Genomic DNA, 15605 nt, shown 5'->3' with positions numbered 1-15605 from the left:
AAAAAATGATCTTGAAGAAACTGTTGGGTGTCTCACTGGCAGGTGGCCTGATGCTGGCCACCAGTGTCGCCTTCGCGCAAACGGTCGGGCCGGCTGGCGAGACCGCCACGCCAAGCGCGGAGGTCAAGCTGAGTGATGCCGACATCGGTGCGCTGAAGGGCAAGGGCTACAAGGCGGCGCTGCTGTGGCATACCTCTTCGGACTTCACCAATGCCGTCTCTGCCGGCGCCAAGGACGAATTCGCGCGTGCCGGCGTCGATATCGCCGTGACCACGGATGCGGGTTTCGATGCGGCTCGCCAGCGCAGTGACATCGAAACGGCGCTGGCTGCCAAGCCGAACATCATCCTGGCGCTGCCGCTCGATCCCGTCACGTCTGCCGAGGCGTTTCGCCAGGCAGTGAAGGACGGAACCAAACTGGTGTTCCTGTCCAATGTGCCGAGCGGCTACAAGCAGGGCAGCGACTATGCGTCGATCGTCACGGATGATCTGTTCCAGATGGGCAAGCAGGCAGCCGATGCGCTCGCCAAGGCGATCGGTAGCAAGGGCAAGGTCGGCTACATCTACCACGACGCCAGCTACTACGTGACCAACCAGCGCGACCAGGCGTTTAAGACCACAATCGAAAAGAGCTATCCCGACATCAAGATCGTCGCCGAAAAGGGCATCTCGGATCCGGCGCGCGCCGAAGAGATCGCCAACGCGATGCTGCTGCAGACCCCGGACCTCGACGGTATTTACGTGACCTGGGCCGAACCTGCCGACGGCGTGCTTTCCGCATTGCGCTCGGCCGGCAACACCAAGACCAGGATCGTCACGCTCGATCTCGCAGAGCCGGTCGCGCTCGACATGGTCAAGGGTGGCAACGTCACCGCGCTCGTCGCCGACAAGGCCTATGAGCTTGGGCGTGCCATGGCTGCTGCCGGCATGAAATCGCTGCTCGGCCAGCAGACACCGGCGTTTGTGGTCGCGCCGGCACTGACGGTCACCAGGGAAAATGTCGCCGATGGCTGGAAGGAATCGCTGAACCGTGATGCGCCGAAATCGGTGCTCGACGCAGCGAAGTAGTATGGCTGCCCTGCGGGGAGGAAACAATGTCGAAGAAAATCAAAAGCCTCGCGCTCTTCGCTGCTCTGCTGACGGCGACGTCGGCCTTTGCGGCCGAGGGCGTGACCACCGGTCCGCATGGCGAGAAGCCGACGCCGGCGGCCAGCATGGTGCTGAGCCAAGATCAGGAGCAGAAGATCAGGGACGGCAAGTTCACTGCTGCGCTGGTCTGGCACGAGATGAGCGAATACACCAACGCGGTCAACCGCGGCGCCCAGGACGAGTTCAGGCGCTTCGGCATCGAGGTCGTTGCCCAGACCGATGCCGGTTTCGACAGTGCCCGCCAGAAGGCGGATGTGGAGACGGTGCTGGCCAAGAAGCCGTCTATCATCGTTTCGCTGCCGGTCGACCCGGCCAGTGCGGCCAGCGTTTATGATCCGGTTCGCTCTGCCGGCGTGAAGCTGGCTTTCGTCGACAATTCGCCAGCCGGCTACGAGCATGGCAAGGACTACGTCACCATCGTCTCCGACGACTTGTTCCAGATGGGCAACAAGGCCGGCATCGCCATGGCTGAAGCGCTCGGCAAGAAAGGCAAGGTCGGCTACATCTTCCACGACGCCGACTTCTACGTCACCAACCAGCGTGACGGTGCCTTCAAGGCGACGATCGAAAAGAACTATCCCGATATGAAGATCGTCGCGGAGGCCGGAATGGCCGATCCCGCGCGCGCCGAGGAGATTGCGCAGGCGATGGTCACGCAGAACCCGGACCTCGACGGCATCTACGTCACCTGGGCGGAACCTGCGCTCAGCGTGCTTTCCATCCTGCGCAACGCCGGCAACACGCATACGAAGATCGTCACGCTCGATCTCAACGAACCGGCCGCACTGGATATGGTCAAGGGCGGCAACATCGCCGCGCTGGTGGCCGACGAAGCCTACGACATCGGCGTCACCGTCGCGCGCGCGGCCGCTGGTTCGCTGGTCGGCAAGCAGGCTGAACCCTTCCTGGTGGTGGATTCGCTAGCCGTCACCAAGGAGACCGTTGCTGAAGGCTGGAAGAAGTCGCTCCACAAAGACATGCCGGCGAGCATCGCGGAAGCCACGAAGTAAAGAAGGACGCAGGGGCGCAGCCCTGTCTTTCCCGGAGGAAGAATGATGTCCAGTGCCAACACGAGCGCTGCCGGCCAAAGTCTGGCCAGCCGCTTCAACCTGCAGCAATATGTCGTCTATCTTGGCTTCCTGGCCATTTTCCTGTTCTTCGCCGTTGTGCTGAAAGACAGCGGCTTCCTGACTGTCCGCAACCTCTCCAACATCGTGCTGCAGACCGCGCCGGCCACGATCATGGCGATCGGCCTCGTCTTCGTGATGTCGGCTGGTGAAATCGACCTTTCGATCGGCTCGACGGTCGCGGTGGCGGCATTGGCGGCAGCAGTGACGCTTGGCCAATACGGTCTTGTCGCGGGTGTCCTGGCCGGTCTCGGCGCCGGACTGCTTGTCGGCCTGCTTAATGGCGCACTGGTCGCCTACGTAAAACTGCCTTCCTTCCTGGTGACACTGGCGACACTGGGGCTGTTTGCAGGCGTGTCGCGATCAATGACGGACCTGCGCTCCATTCCGGTTACCGACAGTGTCTTCACCGGCTTCTTCGGCTCGGGCGTTTTTCTCGGCATCCCGTCGCTGATCTGGTGGACGGCAATTGCCGTGGCGATCGGCCACATCATCTACCGTGAGACCCGTTTCGGCGCCCATGTCCTGGCGACCGGCGACAACGCGCGCGCCGCCAGCGTCTCCGGCATCAGCGTGCCACGCATCCGGCTGGCCGTCATGGCGATCAGCGGCAGCCTCGCCGGCCTTGCCGGCCTGCTTTATGCCGGTCGCCTGCAAGCCGCCAAATACACGCTCGGTGAAACCGACCTGATGACCGTCATCGCCGCCGTCATCGTCGGTGGCACGCTGCTGAACGGCGGCAGGGGATCGATCATCGGCGCTCTGGTCGGCTCGCTGATGATGGGCATGCTCAACAACGGCCTCATCCTCATGGGCCTGTCGGTCTCGGACCAGATGATCGTCAGAGGCCTCATCATCCTGGCTGCAGTCGCCGTGTCGCTGCGCGAAAAGTCCCGCTGAAGGAGCAATCATGTTTCTCGACGTTCTGCGCCACCGCAACCCGGCTTTCATCGAAGCCGCGATGGCCTTGCACCAGCAGGGGAAGATTCCGGCAAACGCCTATGTCCTCGATCTGGACATGGTCGAACGCAACGCCCGTGTGCTGGCCGACGAGGCCGCCAGGCTCGGGCTGAAAGCCTTTGCCATGACCAAGCAGGTCGGCCGTTCCAGTTCATTCTGCCACGCGGTCAAGCGCGGCGGTATCGATCGCGCCGTCGCTGTCGACATGGCCTGCGCGCGTGCCACCCACAAGGCCGGCTTGAAACTCGGCCATCTCGGTCACCTGCAGCAGGTCGCGCGCCACGAAGCCGCCGCCGCGGCAAAGACATTCGCGCCCGACTACTGGACGGTCTTCAACGACAGCAAGGCACAAGAGGCTGCAGCCGGCGCGAAGGCTGCGGGGCGCACGCAGGACCTGCTGGCGCGCATTCGTGCCGAAGGCGACACTTTCTATCGCGGTCATGAAGGCGGCTACGATGCTGCCGACGTCACCACCGTCGCCGATCGCCTGGATGCGCTGGATGGAGGGCGTTTCGCCGGCATCACCACATTCCCGGCGCTGCTGTTCGATCAGGCCACGCGCAAGGTTCTGCCGACGCACAACCTCTCGACCCTTTCGAAGGCCGCGGAGGCTCTAACGAAAGCCGGCCGCAAGGATATCGAGATCAACGCACCCGGCACGACCTCGGCGGTGATGCTGCAGGCCCTTGCCGATGCCGGCGCGACGCAATGCGAACCGGGCAATGGTCTGCACGGCACCACCGCATTGCATGTCATGGAGGACCTGCCGGAGCTGCCGGCGGTGCTTTACCTCACCGAAGTTTCGCATCTTGCGGGTGGCAAGGCCTATTGCCTGGGCGGCGGCTTCTACATCGACCCGATCTTCCCGGATTACGACGTGAAAGCCCTGGTCGGTGCCGAGCCAACCGTAGCGGCGATAGCGTTGCGCAGTGTCGAGGTGCCGCCACCTTCTGCGATCGACTACTACGCGATGATCGACGCCACCGGGCCGTCGGCACCCAAACCCGGCGATACGGCGGTCTTCGGCTTCCGTGGCCAGGCCTTCGTCACCCGCGCCTTCGTCGTCGGCGTCTCCGGCATTTCGAAAGGCCAGCCGAAGGTCGAGACCATCGAAAACGGTTTTGGCGAGACGGCTGCCTGGCCGGTCTAGAGCGTTTCGTTTTTCATGGAAACGCAGAAACGATCTAAGTTTTTGTTTTCGAAGCATTTTTGTAACGCCAGGTGATCTCACTTGGCTAAAAATGCTCTAGGAGATTTGTCATGACCCCTTCCGAGGCAAATGCACCGGTGCTCAAGCTGCAGGACATCCACAAGACGTTCAGCGGCATCACCGCGATCGAGAACTTCTCGCTCGAGGTTTATCCGGGCGAGATCGTTGCGCTGGTCGGCGACAATGGGGCCGGCAAGTCGACGCTGATCAAGATCATCTCCGGCGTTCATTCACCGACCTCCGGCACGATCTTCATCGAGGGCGAGACGGTGACCATGTCCAATGCCACCATGGCGCGATCGCACGGCATCGAGGTGGTCTATCAGGATCTTGCTCTCGCCGATCAGCAGAGCGTCTACATGAACATGTTCCTCGGCAGGGAGCCGGTGAATAGTCTCGGCCTGCTGGACAGGCGCCGCATGATCGCCGAGACCGAAACCTTGGTGAAGGAACTCGATGTGCGCATTCCTTCCGCGCACGCCACCATTCGCGACCTGTCGGGCGGCCAGCGTCAGGGCGTGGCGATCGCACGCGCCACGCACTGGGCGAGCAAGCTGATCCTGCTCGATGAACCGACGGCCGCACTCGGCGTCGCTGAAACTGCCAAGGTCGAGGAGATCGTTCTCTCGCTGAAGCGGCGCAACATCGGTGTGCTGATCATCAGCCACAGCCTCGATCAGGTCTTCCGACTCTCCGATCGCATCTGTGTATTGCGTCGCGGCAAGCAGATCGGCGTGCGCGAGACGGCAAAGACCGACAAGAACGAGATCATCGCCATGATCACCGGCCTGCAGCAGCAATAAGGCGGAACAAACATCGATAGCAGCTGACGCGTCTCGGAAACGCGTCAGCGAGGTAGTGCAGGTCGCTCAGATATCCAGGTTGGCCACGCTCAGCGCGTTCTCCTGGATGAACTCGCGACGCGGCTCCACTTCGTCACCCATCAGCCTCGCGAACAGCGAGTCCGCATCGGTGGCATCGTTGACCTTCACCTGCAGCAGCGAGCGCACGTTCGGATCGAGCGTCGTTTCCCACAGTTGCTCGGCGTTCATCTCGCCGAGACCTTTGTAGCGCTGCATGGTCAGGCCCTTCCTGCCGGCCGCGAAGATCGCGTCAAGCAAGGCAAGCGGGCCGGAAATCATCTCCGAGGTCTCACGACGGCGCAGTTGCGGCGGTTCGGAGTAGACCTCGGCAAGGCGGGTTGCGTAACGGTCGAGCTGACGCGCGTCGGCCGAGTTGATCAGGCCCATGTCGAGCTGCACCACCTCGCGCACGCCGCGCACGGTACGTTCGAACACATAGCCGCCTGTACCATCATTGGACGTCGACGTGCGTCCCTGCCAGCCACGCTCGGTGTCCTCGGCGATGACGTCGAGCCGTTTTGCGATCGTTTCGGCCATGGCATTGGCGCGGCCGAGGTCGCTGAAGACAGCCGGGTTGAGGCCGCCGGCGATCGCGGCCTGTTCGACCACGCTGCGGTTGTAGCGGGTGTGCAGGCCATTGATCAGCTGGCGCACGCCCAGCGCGTCGCTCACCGCGGAAGCCAGGTCCTGGCCGATACGCACTTCACCCGAGGTGAGGGTGAGCGAAGCATCCTCGACACCGGAGGAAATCAGGAATTCCTCGAAGGCGCCTTCGTTCTTGATGTATTGCGAGCTCTTGCCGCGGCTGACCTTATACAGCGGCGGCTGCGCGATATAGAGATGACCGCGCTCGATCAGCTCCGGCATCTGCCGGAAGAAGAAGGTGAGCAGCAGCGTGCGGATGTGGGCACCGTCGACGTCGGCGTCCGACATGATGATGATCTTGTGGTAGCGCAACTTGTCGGCATTGAACTCGTCCTTGCCGATCGAGGTGCCGAGCGCCGTGATCAGCGTACCGATCATGTCGGACGACAGCATGCGGTCGAAACGTGCGCGCTCGACATTGAGGATCTTGCCGCGCAGCGGCAGGATCGCCTGGTTCTGGCGCGAGCGGCCGCTTTTGGCCGAGCCGCCTGCCGAGTCACCCTCGACGATGAAGATTTCTGACTTGGCCGGATCGCGTTCCTGACAGTCGGCAAGCTTGCCGGGCAGCGAGGTGATGTCGAGCACGCCCTTGCGGCGGGTCAATTCACGCGCCTTGCGTGCCGCTTCACGAGCGGCGGCGGCTTCCACGACCTTGCCGATCAATGTCCTTGCTTCGGATGGATGTTCCTCCAGCCAGGTGCCGAGCGCCTCGTTGACGAGGCTTTCGACTACCGGGCGCACTTCCGACGACACCAGCTTGTCCTTGGTCTGTGACGAGAATTTCGGATCCGGCACCTTCACCGAAAGCACGGCAGTCAGGCCTTCGCGGCAATCGTCGCCGGTCAGCGTGACCTTCTCTTTCTTGGTCAGCCCCGATGTGTCGGCATAGCCGGTCACCTGGCGCGTCAGCGCACCACGGAATCCGGCCAGATGGGTGCCGCCATCGCGCTGCGGGATGTTGTTGGTGAAGGCCAGCACATTCTCGTGGTAGCTGTCGTTCCACCACATCGCCACTTCCACGGTGATGCCGTCGCGTTCGTTCTTGATGGCGATCGGCTTCTCGATCAGCGATTTCTTGGAACGGTCGAGATATTTGACGAACTCTTCCAGCCCGCCCTCATAGTGCAGTTCCTGCGTCTTGACGTCGGCATGGCGCTTGTCGGTCAGCACGATGCGCACGCCGGAGTTCAGGAAAGCGAGTTCACGAAGCCGGTGTTCCAGAGTGCCGTAGTCGAACTCCGTGACGCCCTTGAAGGTGTCGGAGGAGGGCAGGAAGGTAATTTCCGAACCGCTGCGGCCCTCATAGGTGCCGGGGAGTTTCTCCTGCTCATAGGTGCCGGTCACCTTCAACGGCGCGTCGGCATCGCCGTGGGTGAAGCTCATTTCGTGGATCTTGCCGTCGCGACGAACCTTGATGCGCAGCCATACCGACAGCGCGTTGACCACCGAGACACCGACGCCATGCAGACCGCCGGATACCTTGTAGGAGTTCTGGTCGAACTTACCGCCGGCGTGCAACTGGGTCATGATGACTTCGGCCGCAGAGACGCCTTCTGTCGGGTGCAGGTCGGTCGGAATACCGCGACCGTTGTCGATCACCGTGCACGAACCGTCGGGATTGAGCGTTACCGTCACCAGGTCGGCATGGCCAGCCAGCGCTTCGTCGATGGCGTTGTCGACCACCTCATAGACCATGTGGTGCAGGCCCGAGCCGTCGTCGGTGTCACCGATATACATGCCGGGGCGCTTGCGCACCGCATCCAGGCCTTTGAGAACCTTGATGGAATCGGCGCCATACTCGGCGCTGCCGCCGTTGGCGTTGTCGCTCTGATCGCTCATGAAAACCTGTTTGTTCGATACCGTTCTAGAAGGCGCAGGAAGCGCCCGAATCGTGCTCGTCCCGAAGACACAGATATAGGGGTAAAAGGCGGTTTTTCCAAGGTTTGCAGGGTGCTTGAGCGGGGATAACGAAGGGGCACCAGAAATGCGAGGGCGATCTGGAGCGGGATGAGCATACGGGTGTGGCGACGCGTATTGGACATTCGGCCGTGTCATCGTATGATGAGATGTTGGCGATCTTGATCGGGGCGTCGCTGACTACATCCAACCAAAGGGCTTCCGACCCGCGTGCAGGGAGTGAGTGATGGTGATCTCCCATTCATCGACTGGGGCAGCGTATCCTGACGACCTCAAGTTGCTCAAGGACATCTACGACGACATCTGCACCCAGCGTGGGCTCACGCGCGGCAGCGTGGCCGCGGAAAATCTGGCTCGCGCCGCCATGGATCTGTTCTCGCAAGGCGTGTTTGACGAAGCCGATATCCGCGAGAGCCTGAAGCGGTTCCTGGAACGCAAGGAACTGAGGAACTAGGTCTCCGGCCGCAGTGTTCGGCGCGCAGGCGCCTTCAAGCGTCTATTGGGCGGTCTGGTCGCCGAGTGCGCGGATCTTGTCCTCGACCTTTTGCGGGTACTGGAAACCGGCGCGTGCTGCGACCTCGCGGCCAAGCCGGCCATAGAGCTTTGTGGTCTCGTCGAAGGCGCGCATCTGATCGCCGGCGTCGAAACGGCCAAATGTTTCCTGCAACGCACGCCAGGTATCGGGATCGGTCCACTCCTTGAGGCGGGTGCCGTTGTGCCAGACGTCGACCGGCTCGTGGTTCGTCGCGACGGCATGCCACTCGATCATTTCGAGCAACAGCTCCTTCATGGTCCAGTCACGCTGCTTGACCAGGAAAAGCTCGCCGCGGGCGAGATATTTGGGAATATGGAAGGCTTCGAACCAGAATTCCTCGACGCGTTCGCGAAACTCGTCCGGTGATGGCAGCGAGGGGATCGGAAACCGATGGGATGCGGTCGGCAGAGCTGTCGTGACGCCCGACTTGTCGAGCAGAACCCGGTAGCCGCGTTCGTAGAGCGGGTCGAGGCCGGACTTGATCATCTCTTCCAGACGTCTGCGGTCGGCGACGGTGAAGTCGACTTTCACGCCGCCCTCGAAGATGGCCAGCCGGGTCGGCCAGTCCTGGTCTTCCTCGTCGAGACGCAGCACGGTGATGAGTTCGCCGATCTCGGCCAGCCAGCCATCGTTCGAGGCGAGGCTGGCAGGCCTGGCGGCGATGATTTCGATATCGAGGTCTGAAAATTCATCGGCGCGGTTGTCGGGGCGAACCAGGGAGCCGGTATGGACAAGCGCTTCGACGCCCTTGTGAGCCTTTGCCCATCCGACGATGGCATCCAGGATTTCGGTGCGTGTCATGGGTGAAACTCCTTGGGACCGGATGTCTCACAGGTAGGAGCGGCGCTGGCTCGTACAAGGTACAAAACGGGTTGCTCGCCTGATACCGCCGCCACGCCGCATGGACGCCGCTATTGGCGCCCACTACATTGTGGTCAGTCAGGAAGACGTCATGGATACCAAGCCAGCCCCCTTCGTCCCACCGGCGCCGAAACCGCGCACGGAGCCGCCCTCGACGCTGGAGATGATGCGCATTGTCTACCGCAATCCGCTCGAGCTGTGGGGCGAGCCGTCTTACAACGAGCCGTGGATCTCGGTGACCGGTATCGGCGGGCCTTTGGTCGTCGCCAACGATCCGGCGCTGATCCGCCACGTGCTGGTCGACAACGCCAGGAACTACAGGATGGCGACGGTGCGCCAGAAGATCCTGCGCCCCATCCTGCGCGACGGCCTGCTCACAGCCGAGGGCGATGTGTGGAAGCGTTCGCGCAAGGCGATGGCGCCGGTGTTCACACCGCGCCACATCTTCGGCTTCGCTGCTCCGATGCTGAAGCGCACGAACGAGTTCGTCGATCGCTATGAGGATGGCACGGTCACCGACGTCGCTCACGACATGACCATGCTGACCTACGAGATCCTGGCAGAGACCCTGTTTTCGAACGAAATTGCCGGCGAGCCAGGCAGTTTCGCCAGCCAGATCGACCGGCTGTTCGAGACCATGGGGCGGGTGGATCCACTCGACCTTCTGCGTGCGCCGGACTGGTTGCCGAGGCTGACCCGTATCCGTGGTCGCAAGTCGCTGGCCTATTTTCGCAACATCGTCGCCAACACCGTGCTGATGCGCGAAGAACGCCTGAAGCTCGACCCGGACGGCGTACCGCAGGACTTTCTCACCCTGCTGCTCAAGGCCGAAGGCCCGGACGGGCTGACCCGCGCCGAGGTCGAGGACAACATCATCACCTTCATCGGCGCCGGCCACGAGACGACCGCGCGTGCGCTCGGCTGGACGCTGTATTGCCTGGCCGAGGCGCCTTGGGAGCGGGAGCCGGTGGAGGCCGAGATCGATGCTGTTCTCGCGTGCGAAACGGATCCGACGAAGTGGCTGGATGCCATGCCGCTCACACGCGCCGTTTTCGAGGAGGCGTTGCGGCTCTACCCACCGGCACCGTCAATCAACCGCGAGCCGATCGAAGCGGAGACCTTCAACGGGCTCTACATCCCGCCACGCGCCGCTGTCCTGGTGATGCCCTGGGTGGTGCATCGCCATCGCAAGCTGTGGGACCATCCCGATGCCTTCATGCCGGAGCGTTTCCATCCCGGAAATCGGGAAAAGATGGATCGGTTCCAATACCTGCCATTCGGCGCAGGGCCGCGCGTATGCATCGGGGCGAGTTTCGCCATGCAGGAGGCGATCATCGCACTCGCCGTCCTTCTGTCTCGCTACCGTTTCGACACGGTGGCCGAGACAAAACCATGGCCGGTCCAGAAGCTGACAACCCAGCCCGAGGGTGGTTTGCCGATGCGGGTGGTGAGACGGTGAACAGCCAGGCGGTGCTCGTCCGCGTCGCCGGCCGCGTTCAGGGTGTCGGCTTTCGCGCGTGGACACAACGCGAGGCGCAGCACCTTGGCCTGCGCGGCTGGGTACGCAACGAGCCTGACGGCTCGGTCAGCGCCTTGATTGCCGGTCCAAACGAAGCCGTGGCCGGGATGCTGAAGCGCTTCCAGCAAGGACCGTCCGGCGCTCACGTCAAAAGTGTCGAGACAAGTCCTGCCGATAAGTCGGATGCACTGGCGGATTTCGACATCACTGGCTGATCGGGCACCCGGATTGCATCACGGCTTCGGGAACGCTTCGACCGTGCCCTTGAGCTTGATGGTGATCGGCTGGCCGAAGCGGTCTTTCGACTTGCCGGCAGGCGCGCGAATCCAGCCTTCGCTGATGCAATATTCGCTGACGTCGTCGCGCTCGCGTCCGTTGAACAGGATGCCGACACCGCGCTCCAGTACTTCGGCGTCGAAATAGGGGCTGCGCGGGTCGTTGCTCAACCGGTCGGGAAGGCTCATCGGGTGCTCCATTCGCATCGGCGACTGCGGCGAGGCAGCGCGAAATCAAGGTTGGGAAGCGCTGTTAAGGGCATTTCCCGTCACGGTAAAGACCCCGCCTGCTAGAGCATTTTGCAGCCAAGTGGAATCACTTGGCGTTACAAAAAATGCGGCGAAAACAAAACTTAGAGCGTTTCCGCGTTTCCGTGAAAAACGGAAACGCTCTAGTGTCCCTGAAAGATGTTCTCGACATGCACCGGCCAGCGCCAGGGCAGAACGGCCACCATGTCGAAGCGCACCGAAAGCTTGCCGAAGTCCGGCTGCCGGGACAGCCACAGATCGGCGGCACGTTCGATACGATGTTCGGATTCGTATTGCACGGCTTCCATCGCTTCCTTCAATGTCCGTCGCGCCTTCACTTCAACGATCAGCACGAGGTCGCCACGCCGCGCAATCAGGTCGATCTCGCCGAGCCTGGTGCGATAGCGGCGGGCGAGGATGCGATAGCCTTTGAAAGTCAGGGCGATTGCGGCCAGCCATTCGCTGCGGTGGCCCCGCCGGTAGGATTTGCGTTTCCTGCTGACGGAGGCCTCAGCCACCGCTCGCTTCCTTCAGTTCCAGCAGCCTGCGGTAAAGCACCTGCTTCTGTCCGCCGGTCATCTTCGCTGCCTCTGCCGCTGCCTTGGAAGTTGGCATTTCCGCCGCAAGTGAAAGAAGCAACCGGTCTATGTCCGCCGGACCTTCGGTTCTTGCCACCGGCGGGCCGACACAGATGACGATCTCGCCTTTCGGCGTGTCGGCGGCTGCGTAGTGCGCGGCAAGCTCGGCCAGTGTGCCGGGCCGCATTTCCTCGAAGGTCTTGGTCAGTTCGCGCCCGATCGCAGCCTGGCGTGTACCGCCCAGAACCTCCGCCATCGCACCCAGCGTTTCAGCCAGCCGCCGCGGCGACTCGAAGAAGATCAAAGTCGCCGGCACGGCCTTCAGCTCTTCCAGGCGCGTCTGGCGCTGGCCAGTCTTGGCCGGCAGGAAGCCTGCGAAGAGGAAGGTGTCGGAGGGCAGGCCGGAGGCGGTCAGCGCGGCAAGTGGCGCCGAAGGGCCGGGTATCGGCACGACGCGAATGCCACGCTCGATCGCTTCGCCGACCAGCCGGTAGCCGGGATCGGAAACCAGCGGCGTGCCGGCATCCGAAATCAGCGCGACGCTTTGTCCCTGTTCGAGGGCTGCAATCAATTTTGGACCAGCCTCCGCAGCATTGTGCTCGTGGTAGGCAGTGGTGCGGCGCCGGATGCCGTAGCGCTCCAGAAGCACGCGCGAAACACGCGTGTCCTCGCAGGCGACGAGATCGGCCGAGGCCAGTGTTTCCAGGGCGCGCAGAGTGATGTCGGCCAGGTTGCCGATCGGTGTAGCGACCAGATAGAGCGCCGTCTCAAGCGGCCGGGCAGTGAGCTCCGTCTGCCCGATCACATAGGTCTTCCTGGTTGTTTCGCCGTTCATGCGCCCTCCGGTGGGCCTTGTTTGGCACGGGTGGCCAAGACTTGCAAAAGTCGCGCGCCGCCACACCTTTGCCACAGGGCCGCAGCACACAGGGCGCGGCGGAATTCAAGGGTGATTCTGGAAGCACACGATGCCCAATCATTTCGATGCCTGCATGTCCCAGCTGGAAGCGCGCAGCGCGCGCGAGACGGGTTCTTCTCAATCCTCCGGCGATGAAAACGGCGATCACCGTCACGGCAAGGACGAGCTGAAGCCGGGTCGCGAACTCTTTGCCGAAAAAGAGCGGGTCAAGACCCCCAAGCATCACGCTTAGGCTGCGACGCTATCCCGGAGGGCCGAGATAGCGCGAAACGCGCGTTTCGAGCAGCCGCACCAGCGTCGGATCCATGAACTCGTAGTCGTCGGGAATGTCGAGACAGATCACACGGGCATTTTTTGCGTGAGCCCGATATTTCCGCATCAATTTGTTGCGGTGGGATTTTTCCATAACAAAAATGATGTCGGCCCATGACACCAGTTCGGGCGTCAGCGGGTTCTCGGCATCGTTGTTGGTGCCAGCCGAGGAGACTTCGAGGTCCTGGCGGGTCGAGAAAATCTGCTCTGCGGTCGGGCTGCGCAACCGGTTCTGGCTGCAGACGAAGAGGACCGTCTTCATTGCCGCTCTATCGTGCCAGATCCGCGACCACGGCATCCAGCACGATCATGCCGGCCGGTGTGGCACGCAGGCGCGAGTTGCCGATCGATGCGACCAGCCCTTCCTCCTGCAGGATCGAAAGCCGACCCGAGGGCAGGGCCCGGCCGGAATATTGTTCGTAGCGGGCAAGATCGATGCCTTCGGCGAGACGCAGCCCCATCAGCAGGAATTCGTCGGCCTCTTCCGAACGGGTGAGGATTTCGCCTCCGGTGACGCCGTGGCCTCTGGTTTCGACCAGATCCAGCCAGGTTTCAGGCACCTTCTCCGCGACCGTCACCACGCGCGTGGCCTTTTCGACGAAGCGGCCATGCGCGCCTGGGCCGACACCGACATATTCGCCATAACGCCAGTAGGTCAGGTTGTGCCGGCTTTCGGCACCTGGCTTGGCATGGTTGGAGATCTCGTAGGCCGGCAGGCCGCGCGCCGCGGTGATCTCCTGTGTCAGCTGATAGAGATCGGCTGCGTGGTCGCCATCCGGGATTTCGAACTTCTTTGCCGCATGCAGCATGTGGAAGGGCGTGCCTTCCTCGATCGTCAGCTGATAGAGCGACAGATGGTCGGCGGCGTAGCCGATCGCTTCCTCGAGTTCCGCTTCCCAGGCCTCCGGCGTCTGGCCGGGACGAGCATAGATCAGGTCGAAGGAGAGCCGCGGAAAGATTTCGCGCGCGAGCCCGATGGCATGCAGCGCCTCTTCGACATTGTGCAGCCGGCCGAGGAATTTCAGGTCGCGGTCATTCAGCGCCTGCACGCCGAGCGAAACGCGGTTGACGCCGGCGCTGCGATAGCCACGGAAGCGTTCGGCCTCGACGGAGGAGGGGTTGGCTTCCAGCGTCACTTCGATGCCGGCCGGCACCGTCCAGTTTTTGGCCACGGCGTCAAGAACGGCACCGACCGTTTCGGGTTTCATCAGCGATGGCGTGCCGCCGCCGAGGAAAATGCTGGTCACCTCGCGCGGACCGGTGCGCTCGCGCATCGTGGCAAGCTCTGCCTCGAAAGCGCGCGCATAGCGCTCCTGGTCCACAGGCTGGTGCCGGACATGGCTGTTGAAGTCGCAGTAAGGGCACTTGGCCGCGCAGAACGGCCAATGGATGTAGACGCCGAAGCCGGGCGACCGATCCAGCAGCATCAGGCCGAACCCAGCCTAGCGCGGGCGAACTTCTGGAAGGCGCGGGCGCGGTGCGACAGCGCCTCGGGCTGTCCGGGTTTCCAACCGTGTTTCTGCTCGGCGGTCATTTCGCCGAAGGTCTTGTCGTGGCCATCGGGCCGGAACACCGGATCATAACCGAAGCCGAGTTCGCCACGCGGCGGCCACACCAGGATGCCTTCTGCTTCCCCGCGATAATATTCGGCTTCCCCGTCGGGGAAGGCCAGGCAGATGACGGCAACGAAACGTCCCGTGCGCTGAGCCGGTTCAGTCGCCTTCACTTCCTGGAGCGCATCTTCGGTCTTCTGCATCGCCATGCCGAAGTCGCGGCTGCCGTCGGCCTTTTCGGCCCAGTTGGCGGTATAGACGCCGGGGGCTCCGTCGAGCGCGTCGACGCACAGCCCGGAATCGTCCGAAAGCGCCGGCAGGCCGGTCGCCTGCGCGGCGGCAAGTGCCTTGATGTAGGCGTTCTGCTCGAAGGTCGTGCCGGTCTCGTCAGGTTCCGGCAGGCCGTATTCCTTGGCCGACTTCGCCTCGAAGCCGAAAGGCGCCATCAGGTCGGCGAATTCCTTCAGCTTGCCGGCGTTGTGGCTGGCGACGACGATCTTCTTTCCATCGAGCGAATGCATTTACAGCTTCCAGATTTTCGGTTCGGCGAATTCCAGCGAGTTGCCGGAAGGGTCGCGCAGATAGATGGAACGGCCACCTTGCGGCCATTCGAATTCGGCCTCGATGGCGATGCCATGCGCCGTCAGATGGGCTTTCCAGCGATCGAGTTCCTCGGCATTGGCTGAAAAACACAGATGTCCTTGTCCGGCCGTGCCATGCGGCGGCACTGGCAGGCGTGCGTCGGGCGCCGGTGGGTGCCTTGTCGCTTCCGCGTTGAACAGCAACAGCACGCCCTGTCCGCAGCGAAAAAACACATGCCGGGCCGCCACCTTGCCGATCCGCTCGAGGCCGATGATGTCGGCATAGAACGCCTCCGCCGCCTCCAGATCGGTTACGTAGAGCGCGGATTCAAGGATGGCGGCAGGCTGCATCACGC

18 protein-coding genes are annotated in these 15605 nt (G+C 62.6%); 9 read left to right on the top strand and 9 right to left on the bottom strand.

Features of this window, described 5'->3' with window-relative positions; genetic code table 11:
- Positions 1-5: 5 nt before the first annotated feature.
- The 5 genes from C1M53_RS02465 to C1M53_RS02445 all read left to right on the top strand — a co-directional run bounded on the left by C1M53_RS02465 (position 6) and on the right by C1M53_RS02445 (position 5248).
- The gene (locus C1M53_RS02465) at positions 6-1067 is read left to right on the top strand and encodes a substrate-binding domain-containing protein (RefSeq protein WP_129410795.1); all 1062 of its coding nucleotides are present in this window, start codon (positions 6-8) and stop codon (positions 1065-1067) included.
- Between the two features lie 26 nt (positions 1068-1093).
- On the top strand, positions 1094-2158 hold the full coding sequence (locus tag C1M53_RS02460) for a substrate-binding domain-containing protein (RefSeq protein ID WP_129410794.1): 1065 nt from the start codon (positions 1094-1096) through the stop codon (positions 2156-2158).
- Between the two features lie 42 nt (positions 2159-2200).
- Positions 2201-3175, top strand: coding sequence for an ABC transporter permease (locus C1M53_RS02455; protein ID WP_129410793.1), 975 nt, complete (start codon positions 2201-2203; stop codon positions 3173-3175).
- Positions 3176-3185: 10 nt separating this feature from the next.
- Positions 3186-4385, top strand: coding sequence for an alanine racemase (locus tag C1M53_RS02450; RefSeq protein ID WP_129410792.1), 1200 nt, complete (start codon positions 3186-3188; stop codon positions 4383-4385).
- A 110-nt stretch (positions 4386-4495) separates the two neighbouring features.
- Positions 4496-5248 (top strand): ATP-binding cassette domain-containing protein, encoded by a 753-nt coding sequence (locus tag C1M53_RS02445; protein WP_129410791.1) that lies wholly within the window; start codon positions 4496-4498, stop codon positions 5246-5248.
- 66 nt (positions 5249-5314) lie between these two features.
- On the opposite strand, the gene gyrB is transcribed toward C1M53_RS02445, so the two are convergent.
- Positions 5315-7792 (bottom strand): DNA topoisomerase (ATP-hydrolyzing) subunit B, encoded by a 2478-nt coding sequence (gyrB, locus tag C1M53_RS02440; protein WP_129410790.1) that lies wholly within the window; start codon positions 7790-7792, stop codon positions 5315-5317.
- A gap of 304 nt (positions 7793-8096) precedes the next feature.
- On the opposite strand from gyrB, the gene C1M53_RS02435 reads away from it, so the two are divergent.
- Positions 8097-8324 (top strand): hypothetical protein, encoded by a 228-nt coding sequence (locus C1M53_RS02435; protein ID WP_129410789.1) that lies wholly within the window; start codon positions 8097-8099, stop codon positions 8322-8324.
- 42 nt (positions 8325-8366) lie between these two features.
- On the opposite strand, the gene C1M53_RS02430 is transcribed toward C1M53_RS02435, so the two are convergent.
- Positions 8367-9206, bottom strand: coding sequence for an aminoglycoside 6-adenylyltransferase (locus C1M53_RS02430; protein WP_129410788.1), 840 nt, complete (start codon positions 9204-9206; stop codon positions 8367-8369).
- A gap of 151 nt (positions 9207-9357) precedes the next feature.
- Here C1M53_RS02430 and C1M53_RS02425 point away from each other — a divergent pair, with 151 nt between their 5' ends.
- Both C1M53_RS02425 and C1M53_RS02420 read left to right on the top strand, forming a co-directional pair.
- On the top strand, positions 9358-10725 hold the full coding sequence (locus C1M53_RS02425) for a cytochrome P450 (RefSeq protein ID WP_129410787.1): 1368 nt from the start codon (positions 9358-9360) through the stop codon (positions 10723-10725).
- Complete coding sequence (locus C1M53_RS02420) at positions 10659-11000, top strand: acylphosphatase (protein WP_129410786.1); 342 nt, start codon at positions 10659-10661, stop codon at positions 10998-11000. The genes C1M53_RS02425 and C1M53_RS02420 overlap by 67 nt, the downstream gene beginning before the upstream one ends.
- A gap of 18 nt (positions 11001-11018) precedes the next feature.
- Here C1M53_RS02420 and C1M53_RS02415 read toward each other — a convergent pair whose 3' ends face one another.
- The 3 genes from C1M53_RS02415 to rsmI form a co-directional block, all read right to left on the bottom strand.
- On the bottom strand, positions 11019-11249 hold the full coding sequence (locus C1M53_RS02415; RefSeq protein ID WP_129410785.1) for a DUF3297 family protein: 231 nt from the start codon (positions 11247-11249) through the stop codon (positions 11019-11021).
- Between the two features lie 203 nt (positions 11250-11452).
- On the bottom strand, positions 11453-11827 hold the full coding sequence (locus C1M53_RS02410; protein WP_129410784.1) for a YraN family protein: 375 nt from the start codon (positions 11825-11827) through the stop codon (positions 11453-11455).
- Positions 11820-12722 carry a 16S rRNA (cytidine(1402)-2'-O)-methyltransferase gene (gene rsmI / locus C1M53_RS02405; RefSeq protein WP_129410783.1) on the bottom strand — a complete coding sequence of 301 codons (903 nt, stop codon included), beginning with the start codon at positions 12720-12722 and terminating at the stop codon, positions 11820-11822. The genes C1M53_RS02410 and rsmI overlap by 8 nt, the downstream gene beginning before the upstream one ends.
- A 130-nt stretch (positions 12723-12852) precedes the next feature.
- Between rsmI and C1M53_RS02400 the strand changes: the two genes are divergently transcribed.
- Complete coding sequence (locus C1M53_RS02400; protein ID WP_129410782.1) at positions 12853-13035, top strand: hypothetical protein; 183 nt, start codon at positions 12853-12855, stop codon at positions 13033-13035.
- Between the two features lie 9 nt (positions 13036-13044).
- On the opposite strand, the gene C1M53_RS02395 is transcribed toward C1M53_RS02400, so the two are convergent.
- From C1M53_RS02395 to C1M53_RS02380, 4 genes are read right to left on the bottom strand one after another with little or no spacing between them, the layout of a single operon-like run.
- Entirely contained in the window at positions 13045-13377 is a 333-nt protein-coding gene (locus tag C1M53_RS02395) for a low molecular weight protein tyrosine phosphatase family protein (protein WP_129410781.1), read from the bottom strand.
- 7 nt (positions 13378-13384) lie between these two features.
- Complete coding sequence (gene hemW, locus C1M53_RS02390; RefSeq protein WP_129410780.1) at positions 13385-14542, bottom strand: radical SAM family heme chaperone HemW; 1158 nt, start codon at positions 14540-14542, stop codon at positions 13385-13387.
- Positions 14542-15189, bottom strand: a complete 648-nt coding sequence (gene rdgB, locus C1M53_RS02385) for an RdgB/HAM1 family non-canonical purine NTP pyrophosphatase (protein ID WP_129410779.1) — start codon at positions 15187-15189, stop codon at positions 14542-14544. Before rdgB ends, hemW begins: the two co-directional genes overlap by 1 nt.
- On the bottom strand, positions 15190-15600 hold the full coding sequence (locus tag C1M53_RS02380) for a VOC family protein (protein WP_129415981.1): 411 nt from the start codon (positions 15598-15600) through the stop codon (positions 15190-15192). It lies immediately after the preceding gene.
- Positions 15601-15605: the final 5 nt, after the last annotated feature.

This window comes from Mesorhizobium sp. Pch-S, from assembly GCF_004136315.1.
In the GTDB taxonomy this organism is placed as follows: Bacteria; Pseudomonadota; Alphaproteobacteria; order Rhizobiales; family Rhizobiaceae; genus Mesorhizobium.
Note: the sequence above shows the minus strand (reverse complement) of the source record. Positions and strands in the feature narration are given on the sequence as shown.

Bases quoted from the DNA above. Each gene is read 5' to 3' on its own strand.
- gyrB (WP_129410790.1), bottom strand. From the start codon at position 7,792: ATGAGCGATCAGAGCGACAACGCCAACGGCGGCAGCGCCGAGTATGGC.
- C1M53_RS02460 (WP_129410794.1), top strand. From the start codon at position 1,094: ATGTCGAAGAAAATCAAAAGCCTCGCGCTCTTCGCTGCTCTGCTGACG.
- C1M53_RS02445 (WP_129410791.1), top strand. From the start codon at position 4,496: ATGACCCCTTCCGAGGCAAATGCACCGGTGCTCAAGCTGCAGGACATC.
- C1M53_RS02420 (WP_129410786.1), top strand. From the start codon at position 10,659: ATGGCCGGTCCAGAAGCTGACAACCCAGCCCGAGGGTGGTTTGCCGAT.
- C1M53_RS02380 (WP_129415981.1), bottom strand. From the start codon at position 15,600: ATGCAGCCTGCCGCCATCCTTGAATCCGCGCTCTACGTAACCGATCTG.
- rdgB (WP_129410779.1), bottom strand. From the start codon at position 15,189: ATGCATTCGCTCGATGGAAAGAAGATCGTCGTCGCCAGCCACAACGCC.
- C1M53_RS02435 (WP_129410789.1), top strand. From the start codon at position 8,097: ATGGTGATCTCCCATTCATCGACTGGGGCAGCGTATCCTGACGACCTC.
- C1M53_RS02450 (WP_129410792.1), top strand. From the start codon at position 3,186: ATGTTTCTCGACGTTCTGCGCCACCGCAACCCGGCTTTCATCGAAGCC.
- C1M53_RS02465 (WP_129410795.1), top strand. From the start codon at position 6: ATGATCTTGAAGAAACTGTTGGGTGTCTCACTGGCAGGTGGCCTGATG.
- C1M53_RS02395 (WP_129410781.1), bottom strand. From the start codon at position 13,377: ATGAAGACGGTCCTCTTCGTCTGCAGCCAGAACCGGTTGCGCAGCCCG.
- C1M53_RS02415 (WP_129410785.1), bottom strand. From the start codon at position 11,249: ATGAGCCTTCCCGACCGGTTGAGCAACGACCCGCGCAGCCCCTATTTC.
- hemW (WP_129410780.1), bottom strand. From the start codon at position 14,542: ATGCTGCTGGATCGGTCGCCCGGCTTCGGCGTCTACATCCATTGGCCG.
- C1M53_RS02455 (WP_129410793.1), top strand. From the start codon at position 2,201: ATGATGTCCAGTGCCAACACGAGCGCTGCCGGCCAAAGTCTGGCCAGC.
- C1M53_RS02425 (WP_129410787.1), top strand. From the start codon at position 9,358: ATGGATACCAAGCCAGCCCCCTTCGTCCCACCGGCGCCGAAACCGCGC.
- C1M53_RS02430 (WP_129410788.1), bottom strand. From the start codon at position 9,206: ATGACACGCACCGAAATCCTGGATGCCATCGTCGGATGGGCAAAGGCT.
- C1M53_RS02400 (WP_129410782.1), top strand. From the start codon at position 12,853: ATGCCCAATCATTTCGATGCCTGCATGTCCCAGCTGGAAGCGCGCAGC.
- rsmI (WP_129410783.1), bottom strand. From the start codon at position 12,722: ATGAACGGCGAAACAACCAGGAAGACCTATGTGATCGGGCAGACGGAG.